Here is a 17,692-nt window from a genome sequence, read left to right as displayed (position 1 = left end):
GTCGTGCTGCGTCTTCAGCCGTGCGCGAGCGCGCGCAGCTTGCTGAGGTTCACGCCGTGGTCGTCATCGTGCTTCTCGTTCACCTCGCGGCCCGCGGATCCTCGAGCTCGGCCAGCTCGGCCATCACGTCGGCCGCCGTCGTCTCGGCCACATCGGCCCCTGTCCGTGATCGGTGCGATCTCAGTCTGCGAGGAACGGGCCCGGGCGCGGCGGTTGCCGGCCCGGGCCCGCCCGGCGGGTCTCAGGCGACGACGTCGAGGACCCAGGTGACGCCGAAGCGGTCCGTGAGCATGCCGTAGAGCGGGGACCAGCCGGCCGGGGCGAGGTCCTGGACGACCGTCGCGCCGTCGGCCAGCGACTTCCAGTACGCCGTGATCTCCTCGGCGTCGGCGCCGCGCACGGAGACGAAGACCGCGTTCGCGCCTTGGTCGTACGGCAGCCGCGCCGGTACGTCGTACGCCATCAGGTTGATGCCGTTGTCGCCGCGGAGCTGGCTCCACATGAGCTGGCCGGCCTCGGACGGGTCACCGACGGCGCCGGCGTCCTGGTAGCTGATGGCAACGAGTTCGCCGCCGAAGACGGACTGGTAGAACGCGAGGGCGTCGCGGGCCTGACCGCGGTAGTTCAGGTGCGTGGTGGTGGTGACGGACATCGGTTGCTCCTTGGTGTTGGTGGATTCAGCAGCACCGTACGGACGATCGCGGCCACTTCCTGTCCGCGATCCAGCGGATACTGCAGTCATGGCGAACACCAGTTCTCGGACCCTGCGGCTGCTGTCCCTCTTGCAGGCGCGGCGCTACTGGCCAGGGCCGCTGCTGGCCGAGCGGCTCGGGGTGTCGGCGCGCACGCTGCGGCGCGACATCGACCGGCTGCGCGAGCTCGGGTACCCGGTCGACGCCAACCCCGGCGTCGACGGTGGTTACGCGCTGGCTCCGGGGGCCGCGCTGCCGCCGCTGGTGGTGGACGACGACGAGGCGATGGCCCTGGCGGTCGCGATTCAGTCCCACCTGGCCGCCGGTGCGGGTGGCGAGGCCGCCGTTCGCGCGCTGACCAAGATCGTCCAGGTGATGCCGCGCCGGCTGCGGGCCCGGCTCGACGCGGTGCGCTCGGCCACGACGCCGGCGCCGTGGAGCGCGGACCTGGCCGCCTCGATCGATCACGACGTCCTGCTGACGCTGGCGCTGGGGTGCCGCGACCGGGAACACGTCCGGTTCGGCTACCGGGCGATCGACGGGACCCGCTCGTCGCGGGACGTCGAGCCGTACCAGCTCGTGCCGCTCGGCCGCCGGTGGTACCTGGTCGGCTTCGACCGCGACCGGCGCGACTGGCGCACGTTCCGGATCGACCGCATCCTCACCGCCGAAGGCACCGGTACGCCGTTCGCGCCGCGGACTCCGCCGTACGCCGACGTCGCCGGGTTCGTCCGCGAGAACGTGCTCGGTAGCGCGGCCGGTGGACGGTACCGCGTCGAGGTGGAGATCGACGCTCCCGCCGAGACCGTCAGCGCGTCCGTCGGTCGCTGGGCCGAGATCCGGGCGCGGACGCCGGACAGTTGCACGATGACGATGGAGACCGACGCGCTCGACGGCCCGCTGTTCACGCTCGGGGCGCTCGGCGCCGACTTCACGGTGATCGGTCCGCCGGAGCTCGTGGACCTGGCCGCGGACTGGGGCAGGCGTTTCTCGCGGGTCAGTCGGCGGTGAGCAATGCGGTCAGGGTGTGGTGGGCGGTGCGGGACATCACCGGGTTGGTCTCGCGGTAGTACCAGAGGCAGCCGATCGCCTGCGCCAACGCCCAGCCCCGTCCGCGCTGCCACTCGTCGTCGTCGCTGCCGATGGTCGCGCGGAACGCCGTACGGGCGGCCGGGGTGAACAGGTTCCAGGCCGGCTGCAGGTCCAGGGCCGGGTCGGCGACGTCGAACTGGCCGACGTCGATCACGCCGGTCAGCCTGCCGCCCTGTGCGAGCAGGTTGCCGGGCATCAGGTCGCCGTGCGTCCAGTATCGGGTTCGGTCCGCGGCATGGTCCGTACGTCGGCCCACACGCGGGCGAGGCGGTCTACATCGATCATCCCGCGGCTGCGGTCGAGGCCGTCGGCGACGTCCTCGTCGTGCGCGGTGAGCAGCCCGCCACGTCCCGGCCGGCTGAAGGTCCGATCCTGCGTCGGTACGGCGCGCAGCGCGAGCACGAACCGGCCGAGGTCGACGGCGTACGACGGCGAGTCCGCGACCTGGGCGTCGGACGCGATCGTCCCCGTAAGCCAGCGGTAGACCGACCACGGCAGCGGGAACCCCTCGCCGGGGTCGCCGATCGCGACCGGCTCCGGCGTCGGGCACGGCGCCACCGCGCGTAGCCGGCGGGCAGCGTCGACCTCCGCCTCGATCTCGCTCAGCTGGTCCACCGGGTCGCCCGGCTCGATCGGAAAACGGGCCACCAGGTCGTCGCCGATCCGGAACAGCGCGTTCACCGTGCCGTGCGACCGGACCGCGACGACCGGTTGACCGGCCCACTGCGGGAACTGCGAGCGCACCAGGGCTTCGACCGTCGACGTCGTGATCTCCAACTGACCGGGATGCATGCGCACGCCCTGCAGTATCCGTGGCGACGCTCGCCGGCGCATCCCGTTTGCCGCAAATCCGGATGCCGGGCGGCGGTGACGCGTCCTAGGATCGGCGGATGGCCGATGCATTGTTCGCGGAACCGCGGTTGGCGCGCATCTACGACCCGTTGGAACCGGAACGGCCGGATCTGCTCGCCTACCTCGCGATCGCCGAGGAGGTGCGGGCGCGGTCGGTGCTGGACGTCGGGTGCGGGACCGGGACGTTCTCCTGCCTCCTGGCCGGGCGTGGCATCGAGGTGGTCGGCGTCGACCCGGCCGCGGCGTCCCTGGAGGTTGCCAAGAGCAAGGAGTACGCCGACCGGGTCCGGTGGATGCACGGCGACGCGACGACCCTGCCGCCGCTCCAGGTCGAGCTGGCGACGATGACGGCGAACGTGGCGCAGGTCTTTCTCACCGACGAGCAGTGGGCCGCGGCGCTGGCCGGCGTACGGGCGGCGCTGGTTCCGGGTGGGCGGCTGGTTTTCGAGACGCGGCGGCCGGAGCGGCAGGGCTGGCTGGAGTGGACCCGCGAGCACACGCACCGGGTCGTCGACCTGCCCGGAATCGGCGAGGTGGAGACGTGGTGCGACCTGGTGTCGGTGGACCTGCCGTTCGTGTCGTTCCGGCACAGCTACGTGTTCGCGTCCGACGGCGAGACGCTGACCTCCGACTCGACGTTGCGGTTCCGGTCGCAGAGCGAGCTCGAGGACTCCCTGGCGGCGGCCGGTTTCCGGGTCGACGACATCCGTGAGGCGCCGGACCGGCCGGGGCGGGAGTTCGTCGTACTGGCGACGAAGCTGTGACCAGTCAGTCCGAGTGGACCGCGAGACCGAAGCGGGTCGTGGTGGTCGGGAACTCCGGTGCGGGCAAGTCGCGGCTGAGTGCGTTGCTGGGGGAGCGGTGGGGGCTGCCGGTGGTGTACCTCGACCCCCTGTTCTGGGGGCCGGGGTGGGTGCAGCCGGAGATGGCCGAGTGGCGCCGGCGGGTCGCCGACGCGGTCGCGGCGGACACTTGGGTGGTCGACGGCAACTACGGAAGCACGTTCGACCTCCGGTTGCCGCGGGCGGACTTGGTGGTGTGGGTGGATCCGCTGCCGGTGGTGTGCGCGTACCAAGCGGTGCGGCGGTGGCTGGCGACGGTCTAGAGCGGGGGCGCCGATATTGGCTGGCGTGGGAGCGGTCACACTTGGTTAGCTAGAGGGGTACGCCCGATGGTTTGTTAAGGAGACGGTATGAGCGACAAGTCCAGCAAGCCGGCGTCGGACGAGCTGCAGAAGAAGTTCCGTGAGGCACTCGCCAAGAAGAACGCGCACCACGAGTCGCACCCCGGCAGCGGGCCGCGGCACGAAGGCGTCGGCGAGGCGCACAACGACAAGCAGAAGCGCCAGTTCCGGCGCAAGTCCGGCAGCTGAGTCCGCCGCCCATCCATCCATCTGAGCCCCGGGTCACCGCCCGGGGCTCGAGCTTTTTCCGGGCCGGCCGCAGAGCTCCGGTATGCCGGTCCGCGGCGGCTGGAGCAGCCGGTGGGTGAGCCGGCCGAGCAGGACGAACAGGGACAGAGCAACGACGTAGACCAGGATTCGTAGCAGCACGTGCTCATCGTTGTGCGCGTGCGCGGTCCGAGACAGTGGCAAGAATGCCGTGGTTCGATAGGTTGTGGCCATGCATCGTGTTGCCGTCCTCGCCGTCGACCGGGCGGCCGTGCTCGACCTGGCGATTCCCGGGCAGGTCTTCGGGACCGCCCGCTCGCTCGACAAGCCACCCGGTGCGCAGTACGGGGCACGGCTGTACGAGGTGCTGGTCTGTGGGGAGCGCAGCGGGCTCACCGTCCGGGGACCGGGTGGCCTCGACCTGTTCCAGCTGACCGCGCCGAACGACCTGGACGACGCCCGCAGCGCCGACACGATCGTCGTACCGGGCGGCGGTACGTCGGAGAACCCGTCGCCCGCGGTGGTCGAGTTGCTCCGGGACGCCCATGCCCGCGGTGTCCGGATCGCGTCGATCTGCGGTGGCGCGCTGGTCCTGGCCGCCGCCGGGTTGCTGGACGGGCGGGTGGCGACGACCCACTGGACGTCGGCCGACAGCTTGGCAGCGCGGTTCCCCCAGGTCCTGGTCGACCCCAACGTGCTGTTCGTCGACGACGGCGACGTGCTCACGTCGGCCGGCGCGGCGACGGGGCTGGACCTGTGCCTGCACATGGTGCGCAACGACTACGGCTCCGCGGTCGCGGCCGAAGTGGCCCGCCACATCGTGATGCCGCCGCAGCGCGACGGCGGGCAGGCGCAGTTCATCGTGCATCCCGAACCGAGTCCGGACTGCGGATCGCTGGAGCCGACGATGCGCTGGATCCGGGACCGCCTCGGCGAACCGATCACCCTGGCCGACATGGCCGGGTACGCGGTCGTCAGCCCGCGCACGCTGAACCGCAAGTTCCGCGAGCAGACCGGGACGACGCCGCTGCAGTGGTTGCTCCGGCAACGGGTCCGGCGAGCCCAGGAACTGCTGGAGACGACGTCGCTGGGCATCGAGGAGATCGCCCGGCAGTGCGGGTTCGGCACGTCGATCAATCTCCGCCAGCACTTCGTCAGGCAGGTGCACGTATCGCCGAACGGCTATCGGCGCGCCTTCCAGCAGCGTCGGTAGCCGGCGCCGCCCGTGGAAGTCCGGGTCAGGGCAGATGGGCGAGCAGACCGTCGAGCCGGTCGAGCTCGGGACCCCAGCTCTGCAGGTGATTCGTCGCGTCCTCGGCGGTGGCGAAGCCGGTGTGGGTGAGCAGCATCCGGGTGCCGTCCTCGACCGCGGTCAGCTCGACCCGAACCGTCGACGGAGCGTCGTCGTCGGTGTCCCAGCTCCAGCTGAACGCCAGCCGGTGCGGCGGTTCGACCTCCAGGTAGTTGCCGCGGACGACGTACGGGCCCATCTCGACCACGTACGCCCCGCCGACCCGGACGTCCGCCTCGACCGTCAGCGCGAGCGCCGGGTTCGGGCAGTACCACGACGCCAGCACCTCGGCCCGCGTCCAGGCGTCGTACACGGCCTCGATCGGTGCCTTGAGGACCCGCTCGATCCGGATGTCAGTGCTCATCGCCGTTCCCCTCCAGAAGGTCCGCCAGCCGGTCGACCGTGCGGTTCCAGTACGCCGTGAGGTCGCCCAGCCAGACCTCGACCTCGGACAGCGCCTCCGGCCGGATCGTGCAGACGACCGTCCGGCCGACCTTGCGCCGCGTCACCAGCCCGGCGTCGACCAGGACGCCGACGTGTTTGGTCATCGCCGGCGGGCTGAGCGCGTGCGGTGTCGCGAGCTCGCCCATCGTCGCCTCGCCCCGGCTGAGCTGGGTGACCACGGCCAGCCGGGTCGGGTCGGCCAGCGCGGCGAACGTCGTCGTCAGCATCTCAACACTTCACCATTTGGTGAACTGTTTGGTCAACCTCTCGCGCCGTACTGTGGCGAGGTGACCTCGCCCTTCACCGAGACCAGTGGAACCGCGCGCTACCAGGGCTTCGCCGAGCTGGCCGCCCGAGGACCCTTGCAGTACGTCGTGCTGTTCACCGGCGTACCGGTCTGGCTGGTCACCGGCTACGCGGAGGCCCGCGAGCTGCTCGCGCACCCGGACGTGGTCCGGTCGCCGATGGACGGGCCGCACCGCGACCAGGTCTTCGACAGCCTGGCGAACTCGATGGATCGGCACATGCTGGGCGCCAACCCGCCCGACCACACCCGGCTGCGCAAGCTGGTGTCGGCGGCGTTCACCCGGCGCCGGATCGAGCTGCTGGAACCGCGGATCCGCGAGATCGCCGCGGAACTGCTGGACGAGATGGCCGCGGCGGACGGCCCGATCGACCTGGTCGACAGCTACAGCTACCCCCTGCCGATCACGGTGATCTCCGAGCTGCTCGGCATCCCGCCGGTCCGCCGGGACGACTTCCGCCGCTGGTCGTCGGTGGTGGTGAACGCGTCGGTACACTCGCCGGAGGTCTACATCGAGTCGGCGTTCGCGATGGTGGAGTTCATCCGCGAGCTGATCGAGGACCGTCGCGTCAGCGCACCCTCCGGCGACCTGCTGACCGCGTTGATCGCCGCCCGCGACGGCGGTGACCGGCTGAGCCCGGACGAGTTGACCTCGATGGTCTTCCTGCTGCTTGCCGCCGGCCACGAAACCACCGTCAGCCTGATCACCAACGGCGTGCACGCGCTGCTCACCCATCCAGATCAGCTGGCCCTGCTCAAGGCCGAGCCCGAGCGGCTCCCGGCCGCCGTCGAGGAACTGCTCCGGTACGACGGCCCGCTGCAGGCGGCGATCCCGTACGTCGCGGCGGCGCCGATCGAGATCGCGGGCCGGACGATCAAGACCGGCGAGGTGATCGTGTTCGCGCTCAGCGCCGCCAACCGCGACGACGCGAAGTTCGGTGCCGGGGCCGAGTTGGACATCACCCGGAAGGACAACCAGCACCTCGCCTTCGGTCACGGCATTCACCACTGCCTCGGCGCGCCGCTGGCCCGGCTGGAGGGCCGGATCGCGCTGGGCATGCTGTTCGAGCGGTTTCCCGACCTGCGGCCGGCCGAGCCGGACCGGGACCCGTACCGCACTCCCGGCCTGCTGATGAACGGCATCGCCGAACTGCCCGTCGTGCTGTGAACTCCCGGTGAATTCCTCGCGGGCACCAGGCGGAACGACCACGTCGGGCTGCCGGACACTTTGACAGCAGATGGCATGCTTCAAGGCGTGACCCAGTTGATGGAGGCCGCCCGGGAGCTGCTCAGCGTCGTGATGGCCTCGCACTGGCTGTTGCTGATCCTCTTCCTCGCCGCCGCGATCGACGCCGTCTTGCCGGTGATCCCGAGCGAGGGCCTCGTCGTCACCGCGGGCATGGCGGCCGCGGCCGGCCACCAGAACCTGCTGCTGGTGATCGTGCTGGCGATGCTGGGCTCGGTGATCGGCGAGTGCGTCTGCTACTTCCTGGGCCGCGGTTCCGGTCCGGCGCTGCGGCGGTGGATGCGCCGCCGGGACGCCCGGCAGGCGATGTACGACAAAGTCAGCCACGCCCTGCACACCCGGGGCGGGCTGATCCTGATGACGGTCCGCTACATCCCCGGCGCCCGGATGGTGGCGACGCTGACCGCCGGCGCCACGGCGTACTCGTTCCGCAAGTTCGTGCTGTTCACGGCGGCCGGGGTGACGGTGGCCTACACCTACGTCGCGCTGCTCGGCTACCTCGGCGGCGACGCGTTCGCGCACGACTCGCTGAAGGCGCTCGGGTTCAGTCTGAGCCTCGCCTTCGTGATCGGCCTGCTGATCGAGACCACCCGCCGGATCGTGCTGCGCCGCAAGGCGAAGGTCGCGGCCGGGTAACGATCCTCCGCCCGCTTCCCGCGCGGAATGCGTGTCCGGGCCAACTCGGTCGCCGGTCCGTGCGTCAGTAGGGGCATGACGCGGGCGCAGAGCTGGGGACTGGTCCGAGCCGTGGTCGAGGCATGCTGAAATCCCTGCGGGCACTCGAACGACCGGTGATCGCGGCCGTGCTCGCGGCTGCCCTGGCGTCCTCGTGCGCGGACGTGGCGCCGGCGGGTTCCGCGGGTTCGCCCACCCAGCCGTCGTCGGCACCGACCGCCGAGCCGAAGCCCCGACCCACGCCCACACCCCACCCGTCGGCCACCCCGAGGCCGGTTGTCCGCCCGCCCGCCGCCGCCCCGGTGACCAGGACCTTCCCGGCCAAGCTGCCGAACGGCAAGCCGCCGCTGTTCGTGGTCGTCTCCTTCGACGGCGCCGGAGACCTCGTGCTCTGGTCGCACTGGCGCACGGTGGCGAAGCGGGCGAACGCCCGGATGACCTTCTTCCTGTCCGGCCCGTACCTGTACCCGCAGACGCGGCGAACCGACTACCGGCCGCCGTACCAGCGGCCCGGCGCGTCCGACATCGGCTGGGCCGAACCGGACAAGGCGGTCAAGCGGGCCGCCGTGCTGCGCCGGGCGATCGCCGAGGGGCACGAGATCGGCACCCACGCGAACGGGCACTTCTGCGGCAAGGGCGGGATCCAGCGCTGGTCCGCGCCGCAGTGGAGGGCGGAGTTCGCCGCGTTCGACCGGATGGTACGGACCGGGCCGGCACTGGCCGCGGGCCGGCCGCTCGCGGCGCCGTTCGACCCGGCCACCGTGAAGGGCATGCGGACCCCCTGCCTGGAGGGCGACCGGGCGGCGTACCGGCAGGTGATGCGGCAGCGCGGCATGACCTACGACGCGTCCGAGCCGGGCTTCATCTCCTGGCCGAGGAAGCGGGACGGTGTGTGGGACTTCCCGCTGCAGTCGGTCGAGCTGGCTGGGACCGGCAGGAGCACGCTGACGATGGACTACAACCTCTGGTACGCCCAGAGCAACGGTCGCGACGCGCCGGTCGCGCACGCGCCACGGTTGAAGGCGCAGGTGCTCGCCACCTACCGGCAGGCGCTGGCCCGGTCCCGCGCCGGCAGCAACCCGCCGCTGTTCCTCGGCAACCACTTCAACCGGTGGAACAACAGCGTGTACTCCGACGCCCTGACGACCTTCGTCGAGCAGACCTGCACCGAGCCCGACGTCCGCTGCGTCACGAACGCCGAACTGGTCGCCTGGCTCGCGAGGAACGGCACGCCGAAAGGCTGACTAGGGCGCGGCTCGCCCTAGAGCCGCAGGTAGCCGAACGCGGTCTGCCAGGTGCCGCCGGACCTGATCCGGTCGACGATCAGCCGCTGCAGCGCGGTGTCCTGCGGGAACTCGTCCAGCTTGGCCAGGTCGTGGCTGCGGAAGGTGAAGAAGATCGCGCTGTCCTGGGAGTCGCGCGGTTCGCCGTACGGCGTGAAGCGGCGGCCGAAGCGGACCATGTTCGAGTCCTGCGGCAGGTGGTCGAGCAGGTAGGGGTCGATCAGCCAGGACTCCAGCGTGGCGGCCCGCACGGGGCGCTCGGGGAAGTGCTTCGGGAAGAACTCGCGGGCCTGCGCGAAGCTGTCGTCGACCGCCTCGGGAGTCAGCGGACCGGTCTCCGGGATGTGCACGCCGAGCACCCACTCGCCCGGCTCGACGCCGGGCACCTGGTGCGAGCCGGGCAGCGGGTGGATCAGGAACTGCAGCCGCCCGAGCGCGTACAGGGCGCCGGTCCAGTACGTCGTCACCCACCAGTGCGTCTCGAGCCCGAAGCTGCCGTGGGTCCGCCGGTGCACCCTCAGCTGCTGGCCGAGATCCGCGAGGCTGGCCCAGCTGATCTCGTCGCTGATCCCGCGCTGCTGGTGGTACCGGCGGATGTCCGGCAGCGTCTCCAGGAAGGCCGCCAGCGAGACCAGCGGGTCGTCCGGCGCCTTCAGCTCGGCTTCGCCCGGGGTCCCGATCGCCGTGCGCAGCCGCTCCGCGAACTCGGCCACCAGGACCGGGTCGACGTCCAGCTTCTCGGTGTCGGCGCGGTCGGCGGCACTGAAACCCAGCAGGCGGTACTCGTCAGCAGTCGTCACCCGCCCAGGATGTCAGATCCTCACCGCGGCCAGCCTGCGCCCGGTCCTCGTTTCCGAGGGCCGGACCAGGCCGGGCGCTCAGGCAGCAGCGGTGTCGATGTGGCGGGCCAGCACCAGGTCGTCGTTGGTGATGCCGCCGGCCTCGTGGCTGGACACGCGAAAGGTGATCGTGGTGTAGCGGATGTCGATGTCCGGGTGGTGGTTCATCGACTCGGCCAGCTGGGCGACGGTGGCGACCAGGCGGATGCCGTCCAGGAAGGTCGGCGTCTCGACGCTGCGAACCAGCGCGTTCTCCGCCACCTTCCAGGCCGGCAGGTGATCGCGGATCGCCGCGTCGATCTGGTCGTCGGTCAGCAGCTCAGCCATGCCGTCCACTCTAGTGCCTGTCACCGCCGCCGCCGTACGACGGAAGTGCGGTTACGGGCGCCGCCAGTCGTGGGACTGGAGGTGGCTGCCGGCCATCGGGCCCATCTGGAGCATGCCGCCGTCGGCCGCGAAGCTCGCCCCGGTCACGTACGAGGCCTCCGGCGAGGCCAGGAACGCGATCACCGCGGCGATCTCCCGCGCGTCACCGGGCCGCCCGAGCGGGACACCGGGGCGTTCCTTGGTCCGCGGGTCCTCGTCCTCCTGCCCGGTCATCGGCGTCGCGATCTCACCCGGCGCGACCGAGTTCGCGGTGATGCCGTGCTCGCCGAGCTCCAGCGCCAGCGTCTTCATCAGCAGGCCGAGCCCGCCCTTGGCCGCGTCGTACGGCGCCGAGCCGACCCGCGGCTGGTGCTCGTGCACGCTGGTGACCGCGATCAGCCGGCCGCCGCGGCCCTGGCTGATCATCCGGCGCGCCGCGCGCTGCAGGCAGAGAAACGCGCCGTCGAGGTCGACCGACAGCACCTTGCGCCAGTCCTCGAAGGACAGGTCGACGGCGAGCTCGCTGGTCCCGGTCCCGCTGTTGGCAATCAGGACGTCGACCCCGCCGAGCGTCTCCGCCAGGTCGTCGACGACATCCGCCGCGTCCGGCAGCTGGGTCAGGTCGAGCTGCCGCACCTCGGCCCGCCGGCCGTGGCCGCGGATCTCGTCAGCGGTGCCCTCGGCACCTTTCTCGTCACTGTGCCAGGTGACGCCGACGTCGAAGCCGCGCTCGGCCAGCAGGACCGCCGTCGCCTTGCCGATTCCACTGTCTGATCCGGTGACTATCGCTGTAGGCATGGCCCGCCGGTACCCCGGCCGCGCGTTGGCTAACGACCCGCCGATCCTGCTCGATCGGCTACCGCTGGTTGGATTTCGTCAAGCAGAATCTGTGCGCCGAGTCATCTCCGGCGGGCTGACCCGGGCGGAGGTGAGCAGCGCGGCGAGGGCGAGGCCCGCGCTGGTGCTGATGATGACGCCGAAGACCCAGGACGCCGGGTGGTCGGCGTTGACCGCGAGCAACGTGCCGTAGACGGCGAAGACGGTCGCGATGCTCATCGTGCCGGCCATCTGCGCGGCGCTGCTGTTGCGGCCGGCGTTGGTGGCGTCGGACAGGTCGAGGGTGAGCACGGAGACGCTGGAGGAGTTCAGTCCCATGCCGATCCCGGCGACCGACCAGCTGATCAGACCGGCCCAGGTGAAGGCGGTCCCGCTCGCCCAGGCGAGCAGCGACGTACCGGCGATGCCGGCGGTCATCAGCGTGAGGCCGATGCGCAGGACCGTCAGCCGGGGCAGGCCGTGCTCGCGACCCTGCAGCCAGGAACCGAGGGCCCAGCTGACGCCGGTGATCGACAGCGTCACGCCGGCGCGGGACGGGCTGAAGTCGTGCAGCAGCGTGAGCAGCAGCGGCAGGTACGCGCCGGCGCCCGCGAACGCCGCACCGCCGAGCCCGCGAACCGCGACCACCGCCGGAAGGCCGCGGCGGGCGGTGAAGGTACCGGCCGGCATCACCCGGACGGCGGCTACGCCGAGCACCAGCAGGCTGACCAGGATGGCGACCCAGGCGATCGCCGGATGCGCCTCGAGCTGATCGCCCGACCAGCTGAGCACGAACAACGCCCCGGACGCGGCGAACGCCCACGGCAGCGCCGTACGCCAGGCGGCCAGCTCGGCGGCGTCCTGCTCACCGCGCTCCGGCGCCTCGGTCCGGGCGAGGAGCCGCAGGGTGGGCCGCAGCAGCAGCCAGCTCGGTACGAGCAGGACCAGGGCGCCGAGAAAGACCCAGCGCCAGCCCACGTGCTCGGTGACGATCCCGGTCAGGAACGGCCCGGCCACCGAGGGCAGGATCCACATCGCCGCGAACAACGAGAACATCCGCGGTCGCAGTACGGCGGGCAGGGCGCGGGCGACCAGCACCATCAGCGCGACGTCGAGCAGGCCTTCGGCGAACCCGCTCAGCAGTCGCCCGGCGATCACCATCGGCATCGCCTGCGCGGCGCCGACCAGGAGCTGGGCGAGCGCGAAGGTGATCGCGCCCGCCCGCAGTGCCAACAGCGGTCCCCGCCGGTCCGCCCAGAGCCCGGCGATCGCCAGCGAGACCAGGTACGACGCGTTCGGCGCCGCGTTGGCCAGGCCGAAACTGCCGAGCGCGTCGAACTCCCGGACCATCGTCGGCAGCGCCGTCCCGACCGCCCGGTTCTCGAACGCGGCCAGCGTCACCAGGGCGACCACCCCGAGCACCAACGGCAGATGGTCCCGCCCGAACAGCCGCTGCGGAGGGTCGTCGACAACCTGGTCAGAGGACATGCGAGACATCCTCAGAGTTCAAGCGAACCTGAAGTCAACCTCACCCGCGCGACCGGGCGTCCGGCAGGCGGAAGATCAGCACCAGCACCCTCAGCACCAGGACCGCGCAGATCACCAGCAGGTTGTAGCCGAACAGCTGGAACAGCGTCATCGACTCGGTGACCCGCGGTCCACCGGGGGTGCCCAGCAGCAGGACCGCCATCACGCCGGCGGTGGCGCCCAGGATCGCGAGCAGGGCCTGGTGCAGCAGTGTGGTGATGTGCCGCCGGTCGCGCTCGTCGGCGAACAGCCGCACGTTGAGGCCGAGCCGGCCGGACTCCGCGGCCGCCGCGATCCGGTCGATCCGGCGGGGCAGCCGGCGCAGCATCGGCAGCAGGGTGGCCAGCTCCTCGGTCGCCGTCCGGCGCAGCGCGTCAGGGGCGAGCCGGTCCCGCACGTGCGCGGCGGCGAACTGCCGGGAGGCACCGATCAGGTCGAAGCCGGGGGAGAGCCGCGAGATCGTGCCCTCGACCGTCGCCAGCGCCCGGAACACCGCCGCCACCTCCGGCGGAACGCCGAGGCCGTGCGCGGTGATGATCCGGAACAGGTCGTTGAACATCGCCGGTCCGAGCGCCGCGCCGGCGCCGAGGTGCCGGGCCATGAACTGGCCGACACCGCGCTCCAGCCCCTGCTCGTCGACCACGTCCGGCCGGTCCACGATCTCCAGCAGCGCGTCCGTCGCCGCCACCGGGTCGCCGTGGTCCACGGCGAGCAGGAACCGCTGCAGCGCCTCCCGGGTGGACGGGTCGAGCCGGCCGACCGAGCCGAGGTCGAGCATGCCGAGCTTGCCGTCGGCCAGCAGCAGGAAGTTCCCGGGGTGCGGGTCGGCGTGGAAGACCCCGTCGATCGCGACCTGACCCAGCAGGCAGTCGAACAGCACCTTGGCCAGCCGTTGCCCGTCCTGACCACGCCTGGCCAGCTCCTCGGCCGCATCCCCGAGCCGTACGCCGTCCAGCCGCTGCATCGTCAGCACCCGCCGGGTCGACAACTCCCGGTGCAGCGTCGGCACCACGACCTGGTCGTTGTCCGCGACGGACCGGCCGGCGGCCACGCTGGTCATGTTGCTCGCCTCGACGGTGAAATCGAGCTCCTCCAGCATCGCGTCGGCGAAGCCCTCCGCCAGCGCCCGGACGCCCATCGAGCGGCCCCAGTCGGTGTTGCGCTCCAGCATCCGGGCCAGCCGCCGGACGATGTCGAGGTCGCGTTCCACCAGTGCGGTGATGCCGGGACGCTGCACCTTGACGACCACGTCCGTCCCGGTGCCGGCCAGCCGCGCGGTGTAGACCTGCGCGACCGAGGCGGCGGCGAGGGGCTCGGTGCCGAAGTCGCTGAACACCTGCCGCGGCGGAGCGCCCAGCTCCTCGGTGAGCAGCTGCTCCACCTCGGGCCAGGGCGCCGGCGAGACCTGGTCCTGGAGCCGGCTGAGCTCGGCCGCGACCGACGCCGGGATGACGTCGCTGCGGGTGGACAGCACCTGACCGAGCTTGACGAAGGTGACACCGGCCTCGTCCAGGGCCAGCCGCAGCGAGCGGGCCAGGTCGGCCTGACCCGCCGCGTTCTCCCCGCCGGGGCGGCGCCGGCCACGCAGGTACGGACCGAGCCCCCGGCGTACGGCGATGCGCAGGATCTGCAGGTAGCGCCGGGTCCGGGCGATCCGGCCGCCCAGGTCGCGCCGCAGGTCGCGGGCCCTGGGCAACGATCCGGTCGGGACCAGGGCCTCGGACAGGACCAGGAAGATCAGCCCGGCCAGCATCGAGCAGATCGCGGTCAGCGCGACGAAGGCGATCGCCGCCCCGGTCGACCCGGTCCACGGCGGCGGCCCGGCCAGTGCGTTCATCAGCGGGCCGACCAGGGACAGCGTGAGCAACGACCCCAGCGCCAGCCGCCCCAGCCCGAACCGTACGCCGAGCAACCGCTGCGACACCGGCACGAAGATCACCATGAACAGGGCGAGATTGATCAGCCCGATCACCACGACATCCATGTGCTGCACCCTAGGTCGCCGCCGGTGCGCCGGGTCTCACCCGCGCAGGTGATTTGTGTCCCCCGTGCGGGTGAAGCGCCGCCGGGGCCGTGCACAACGAAAGGGGGCCGTGAACAGGCTCTGACCTGTTCACGGCCCCGCGACGGTGTTCACGGTCCCGGCGGGGACCTCAGGAACGGCGGCGGATCTTGTTGCCGAGCCAGACCACCGGGTCGTACTTGCGGTCGACGACGCGCTCCTTGAGCGGGATCAGCGCGTTGTCGGTGATCTTGATGTGCTCGGGGCACACCTCGGTGCAGCACTTGGTGATGTTGCAGAAGCCCAGCCCGTGCTGCTCCTGCGCCTCCTGCTGCCGGTCGGCCGCGTCCAGCGGGTGCATGTCCAGCTCGGCGATCCGCATCAGGAAGCGCGGACCGGAGAAGGACTCCTTGTTCTCCTCGTGGTCCCGGATCACGTGGCAGGTGTTCTGGCACAGGAAGCACTCGATGCACTTGCGGAACTCCTGCGAGCGCTCCACGTCGACCTGCTGCATCCGGTACTCACCGGGCTTCAGGTCGGCCGGCGGGGTGAAGGCCGGCACCTCGCGGGCCTTGGTGTAGTTGTACGACACGTCGGTGACCAGGTCGCGCACCACCGGGAACGTGCGCATCGGCGTGACCGTGACGACCTCGTCCTCGCCGAACGTGTTCATCCGGCACATGCACATCAGCTTCGGCTGGCCGTTGATCTCCGCGCTGCACGAGCCGCACTTGCCTGCCTTGCAGTTCCACCGGACCGCGAGATCCGGCGTCTGCGTGGCCTGCAGACGGTGGATGACGTCGAGCACGACCTCACCCTCGTTGACCTCGACCTCGTAGTCCTGCAGGTCGCCGCCCTCGGCGTCACCCCGCCACACGCGGAACTTGCCTTTGTAGGTCATGAGGCCTCCCGGCCTGGACTGAGGAGTGGAAGGAGCCTGGTCGGGAGTTCAAGCCCCACGACCTGTCGTGCCGGAGGCGCGGCCAAAAGCAGAGTCATGCGGGCAGCTCCTCCTCGGTCAGGTACTTCTTCAGCTCGTCCAGCTCGAACAGTTCCAGCAGGTCCTCGCGCATCGGGACCTGGTCCTTGCGGCTCACGTCGACGCTGCCGTCGGCGTTCAGCGCGCAGACCAGCAGCACCTTGCGCCAGTCGGCGTTCATGCCCGGGAAGTCGTCGCGGGTGTGACCGCCGCGGGACTCCTCGCGCTGCAGCGCCGCCTTGGCCACACACTCCGACACGGTCAGCATGTTGCGCAGGTCCAGCGCCAGGTGCCAGCCCGGGTTGAACTGGCGGTGGCCCTCGACCGTCATCTTCGCGATCCGACCGCGGAAGTCGGCCAGCCGCGCCAGCGCCTGCTCGATCTCGTCGGCCTTGCGGATGATGCCGACCAGGTCGTTCATCGCCTGCTGGAGCTCGGTGTGGATCGTGTACGGGTTCTCCCCGCCCTCCAGCTCGAACGGCGCCAGCGCCTCGGCGGCCGCGGCGTCGACGTCGGTCTCGGCGACCTTCGGCCGGTTCGCGCCGAGCGAGTCGACGTACAGCGCCGCGCCCATCCCGGCCCGGCGGCCGAAGACCAGCAGGTCGGACAGCGAGTTGCCGCCCAGCCGGTTCGACCCGTGCATGCCGCCGGCGACCTCACCGGCCGCGAACAGCCCGGGAACGATCGACGACGCGGTGTCCGGGTCGACCTCGACGCCACCCATCACGTAGTGGCAGGTCGGCCCGACCTCCATCGGCTCCGCGGTGATGTCGACGTCCGCGAGCTCCTTGAACTGGTGGTACATCGACGGCAGCCGGCGCTGGATCTCCTCGGCCGGCAGCCGGGACGACACGTCCAGGAAAACCCCGCCGTGCGGCGTACCGCGGCCGGCCTTGACCTCGGAGTTGATCGCCCGGGCGACCTCGTCGCGCGGCAGCAGCTCCGGCGGACGCCGGTTGTTGTCGGCGTCCTTGTACCAGCGGTCGGCCTCTTCCTCGGTGTCCGCGTACTGCGCCCGGAACACGTCCGGCACGTAGTCGAACATGAACCGCTTGCCCTCGGAGTTCTTCAGCACGCCACCGTCGCCGCGGACCGACTCGGTGACCAGGATGCCCTTCACCGACGGCGGCCAGACCATGCCGGTCGGGTGGAACTGGATGAACTCCATGTTGATCAGGGTCGCGCCGGCCCGCATCGCCAGCGCGTGCCCGTCACCGGTGTACTCCCAGGAGTTCGAGGTGACCTTGAAGGACTTGCCGACGCCACCGGTGGCCAGCACGACCGCGGGCGCGTCGAACAGGATGAACCGGCCGGACTCGCGCCAGTAGCCGAAGGCGCCGGAGATCGCGTCGCCGTCTTTCAGCAACTCGGTCACCGTACACTCGGCGTACACCTTGAGGTTGGCCTCGTAGTCGCCGGTGGCCTGGAAGTCCTCCTGCTGCAGGGAGACGATCTTCTGCTGCAGCGTGCGGATCAGCTCCAGCCCGGTCCGGTCGCCGACGTGGGCGAGCCGCGGGTAGGTGTGACCGCCGAAGTTGCGCTGGCTGATCCGGCCGTCCTCGGTGCGGTCGAACAGCGCGCCGTACGTCTCGAGCTCCCAGACCCGGTCCGGGGCCTCCTGGGCGTGCAGCTCGGCCATCCGCCAGTTGTTCAGGAACTTTCCGCCGCGCATCGTGTCGCGGTAGTGGACCTGCCAGTTGTCGTTGGAGTTCGCGTTGCCCATCGCCGCCGCGCAGCCGCCCTCGGCCATCACGGTGTGGGCCTTGCCGAACAGCGACTTGCACACGATCGCGGTGCGCTTGCCCTGCTCACGGGCCTCGATCGCCGCGCGCAGGCCGGCGCCGCCGGCCCCGATCACGACGACGTCGTAGGAGTGTCGTTCCAGCTCAGTCAT

Annotated in this window: 19 protein-coding genes and 1 pseudogene; 8 read left to right on the top strand and 12 right to left on the bottom strand. The window is 71.1% G+C overall.

The features are described from left to right. Window positions 1–241: 241 nt before the first annotated feature. Window positions 242–652 (bottom strand): VOC family protein, encoded by a 411-nt coding sequence (locus KFLA_RS27550; RefSeq protein ID WP_012923116.1) that lies wholly within the window; start codon window positions 650–652, stop codon window positions 242–244. Window positions 653–740: 88 nt separating this feature from the next. Here KFLA_RS27550 and KFLA_RS27545 point away from each other — a divergent pair, with 88 nt between their 5' ends. Then, complete coding sequence (locus KFLA_RS27545; RefSeq protein WP_012923115.1) at window positions 741–1,703, top strand: helix-turn-helix transcriptional regulator; 963 nt, start codon at window positions 741–743, stop codon at window positions 1,701–1,703. Here KFLA_RS27545 and KFLA_RS39070 read toward each other — a convergent pair. After that, a pseudogene (locus KFLA_RS39070) lies at window positions 1,690–2,576 on the bottom strand (phosphotransferase). The gene KFLA_RS27545 and the pseudogene KFLA_RS39070 sit on opposite strands and share 14 nt — an antisense overlap. Before the next feature lie 98 nt (window positions 2,577–2,674). Here KFLA_RS39070 and KFLA_RS27535 point away from each other — a divergent pair. From KFLA_RS27535 to KFLA_RS27525, 3 genes are all read left to right on the top strand, one after another. Further along, the gene (locus KFLA_RS27535) at window positions 2,675–3,400 is read left to right on the top strand and encodes a class I SAM-dependent methyltransferase (protein WP_012923114.1); all 726 of its coding nucleotides are present in this window, start codon (window positions 2,675–2,677) and stop codon (window positions 3,398–3,400) included. After that, window positions 3,397–3,741, top strand: a complete 345-nt coding sequence (locus tag KFLA_RS27530) for a P-loop NTPase family protein (RefSeq protein ID WP_012923113.1) — start codon at window positions 3,397–3,399, stop codon at window positions 3,739–3,741. The genes KFLA_RS27535 and KFLA_RS27530 overlap by 4 nt, the downstream gene beginning before the upstream one ends. A gap of 87 nt (window positions 3,742–3,828) precedes the next feature. Continuing rightward, window positions 3,829–4,008 (top strand): DUF5302 domain-containing protein, encoded by a 180-nt coding sequence (locus tag KFLA_RS27525; RefSeq protein WP_012923112.1) that lies wholly within the window; start codon window positions 3,829–3,831, stop codon window positions 4,006–4,008. 33 nt (window positions 4,009–4,041) lie between these two features. Here KFLA_RS27525 and KFLA_RS37990 read toward each other — a convergent pair whose 3' ends face one another. Further along, entirely contained in the window at window positions 4,042–4,188 is a 147-nt protein-coding gene (locus tag KFLA_RS37990) for a hypothetical protein (protein ID WP_158307302.1), read from the bottom strand. Between the two features lie 70 nt (window positions 4,189–4,258). Between KFLA_RS37990 and KFLA_RS27520 the strand changes: the two genes are divergently transcribed. Next, complete coding sequence (locus KFLA_RS27520; protein WP_012923111.1) at window positions 4,259–5,239, top strand: GlxA family transcriptional regulator; 981 nt, start codon at window positions 4,259–4,261, stop codon at window positions 5,237–5,239. Between the two features lie 25 nt (window positions 5,240–5,264). Here KFLA_RS27520 and KFLA_RS27515 read toward each other — a convergent pair whose 3' ends face one another. Together KFLA_RS27515 and KFLA_RS27510 are read right to left on the bottom strand one after the other, a co-directional pair. Then, window positions 5,265–5,681, bottom strand: coding sequence for an SRPBCC family protein (locus KFLA_RS27515; protein ID WP_012923110.1), 417 nt, complete (start codon window positions 5,679–5,681; stop codon window positions 5,265–5,267). Further along, window positions 5,671–5,988 (bottom strand): ArsR/SmtB family transcription factor, encoded by a 318-nt coding sequence (locus tag KFLA_RS27510; protein WP_012923109.1) that lies wholly within the window; start codon window positions 5,986–5,988, stop codon window positions 5,671–5,673. The genes KFLA_RS27515 and KFLA_RS27510 overlap by 11 nt, the downstream gene beginning before the upstream one ends. Window positions 5,989–6,048: 60 nt before the next feature. Here KFLA_RS27510 and KFLA_RS27505 point away from each other — a divergent pair, with 60 nt between their 5' ends. From KFLA_RS27505 to KFLA_RS27495, 3 genes are all read left to right on the top strand, one after another. After that, window positions 6,049–7,233, top strand: a complete 1,185-nt coding sequence (locus tag KFLA_RS27505) for a cytochrome P450 family protein (protein ID WP_012923108.1) — start codon at window positions 6,049–6,051, stop codon at window positions 7,231–7,233. An 87-nt stretch (window positions 7,234–7,320) separates the two neighbouring features. Next, window positions 7,321–7,947, top strand: coding sequence for a DedA family protein (locus KFLA_RS27500; RefSeq protein WP_148256749.1), 627 nt, complete (start codon window positions 7,321–7,323; stop codon window positions 7,945–7,947). Window positions 7,948–8,069: 122 nt separating this feature from the next. Continuing rightward, window positions 8,070–9,230: a polysaccharide deacetylase family protein gene (locus KFLA_RS27495; RefSeq protein WP_012923106.1), complete on the top strand. Its 1,161-nt coding sequence runs from the start codon at window positions 8,070–8,072 to the stop codon at window positions 9,228–9,230. Between the two features lie 17 nt (window positions 9,231–9,247). Here KFLA_RS27495 and KFLA_RS27490 read toward each other — a convergent pair whose 3' ends face one another. From KFLA_RS27490 to KFLA_RS27460, 7 genes are all read right to left on the bottom strand, one after another. Next, the gene (locus KFLA_RS27490; RefSeq protein ID WP_012923105.1) at window positions 9,248–10,069 is read right to left on the bottom strand and encodes an acyltransferase domain-containing protein; all 822 of its coding nucleotides are present in this window, start codon (window positions 10,067–10,069) and stop codon (window positions 9,248–9,250) included. Window positions 10,070–10,147: 78 nt separating this feature from the next. Next, complete coding sequence (locus KFLA_RS27485; RefSeq protein WP_012923104.1) at window positions 10,148–10,435, bottom strand: 4a-hydroxytetrahydrobiopterin dehydratase; 288 nt, start codon at window positions 10,433–10,435, stop codon at window positions 10,148–10,150. 51 nt (window positions 10,436–10,486) lie between these two features. Further along, window positions 10,487–11,272 carry an SDR family oxidoreductase gene (locus tag KFLA_RS27480; RefSeq protein ID WP_012923103.1) on the bottom strand — a complete coding sequence of 262 codons (786 nt, stop codon included), beginning with the start codon at window positions 11,270–11,272 and terminating at the stop codon, window positions 10,487–10,489. A 78-nt stretch (window positions 11,273–11,350) separates the two neighbouring features. Continuing rightward, the gene (locus KFLA_RS27475) at window positions 11,351–12,778 is read right to left on the bottom strand and encodes an MFS transporter (protein WP_012923102.1); all 1,428 of its coding nucleotides are present in this window, start codon (window positions 12,776–12,778) and stop codon (window positions 11,351–11,353) included. A 40-nt stretch (window positions 12,779–12,818) separates the two neighbouring features. Next, window positions 12,819–14,801 (bottom strand): ABC1 kinase family protein, encoded by a 1,983-nt coding sequence (locus tag KFLA_RS27470; RefSeq protein WP_012923101.1) that lies wholly within the window; start codon window positions 14,799–14,801, stop codon window positions 12,819–12,821. A gap of 169 nt (window positions 14,802–14,970) precedes the next feature. Continuing rightward, on the bottom strand, window positions 14,971–15,720 hold the full coding sequence (locus tag KFLA_RS27465) for a succinate dehydrogenase/fumarate reductase iron-sulfur subunit (RefSeq protein WP_012923100.1): 750 nt from the start codon (window positions 15,718–15,720) through the stop codon (window positions 14,971–14,973). 94 nt (window positions 15,721–15,814) lie between these two features. Beyond that, on the bottom strand, window positions 15,815–17,692 hold the full coding sequence (locus KFLA_RS27460; protein WP_012923099.1) for a fumarate reductase/succinate dehydrogenase flavoprotein subunit: 1,878 nt from the start codon (window positions 17,690–17,692) through the stop codon (window positions 15,815–15,817).

Origin of the sequence: Kribbella flavida DSM 17836 (assembly GCF_000024345.1) — a bacterium.
Taxonomy (GTDB): domain Bacteria; phylum Actinomycetota; class Actinomycetes; order Propionibacteriales; family Kribbellaceae; genus Kribbella; species Kribbella flavida.
The sequence above is the reverse complement of the archived record's forward strand: the minus strand, read 5'-3'. Positions and strand labels throughout refer to the sequence as shown.

Coding starts and splice junctions, on each gene's coding strand:
- KFLA_RS27550 (WP_012923116.1), bottom strand. CDS start 652: ATGTCCGTCACCACCACCACGCACCTGAACTACCGCGGTCAGGCCCGC.
- KFLA_RS27545 (WP_012923115.1), top strand. CDS start 741: ATGGCGAACACCAGTTCTCGGACCCTGCGGCTGCTGTCCCTCTTGCAG.
- KFLA_RS27535 (WP_012923114.1), top strand. CDS start 2,675: ATGGCCGATGCATTGTTCGCGGAACCGCGGTTGGCGCGCATCTACGAC.
- KFLA_RS27525 (WP_012923112.1), top strand. CDS start 3,829: ATGAGCGACAAGTCCAGCAAGCCGGCGTCGGACGAGCTGCAGAAGAAG.
- KFLA_RS27520 (WP_012923111.1), top strand. CDS start 4,259: ATGCATCGTGTTGCCGTCCTCGCCGTCGACCGGGCGGCCGTGCTCGAC.
- KFLA_RS27515 (WP_012923110.1), bottom strand. CDS start 5,681: ATGAGCACTGACATCCGGATCGAGCGGGTCCTCAAGGCACCGATCGAG.
- KFLA_RS27510 (WP_012923109.1), bottom strand. CDS start 5,988: ATGCTGACGACGACGTTCGCCGCGCTGGCCGACCCGACCCGGCTGGCC.
- KFLA_RS27495 (WP_012923106.1), top strand. CDS start 8,070: ATGCTGAAATCCCTGCGGGCACTCGAACGACCGGTGATCGCGGCCGTG.
- KFLA_RS27485 (WP_012923104.1), bottom strand. CDS start 10,435: ATGGCTGAGCTGCTGACCGACGACCAGATCGACGCGGCGATCCGCGAT.
- KFLA_RS27480 (WP_012923103.1), bottom strand. CDS start 11,272: ATGCCTACAGCGATAGTCACCGGATCAGACAGTGGAATCGGCAAGGCG.
- KFLA_RS27475 (WP_012923102.1), bottom strand. CDS start 12,778: ATGTCCTCTGACCAGGTTGTCGACGACCCTCCGCAGCGGCTGTTCGGG.
- KFLA_RS27470 (WP_012923101.1), bottom strand. CDS start 14,801: ATGGATGTCGTGGTGATCGGGCTGATCAATCTCGCCCTGTTCATGGTG.
- KFLA_RS27465 (WP_012923100.1), bottom strand. CDS start 15,720: ATGACCTACAAAGGCAAGTTCCGCGTGTGGCGGGGTGACGCCGAGGGC.
- KFLA_RS27460 (WP_012923099.1), bottom strand. CDS start 17,692: ATGACTGAGCTGGAACGACACTCCTACGACGTCGTCGTGATCGGGGCC.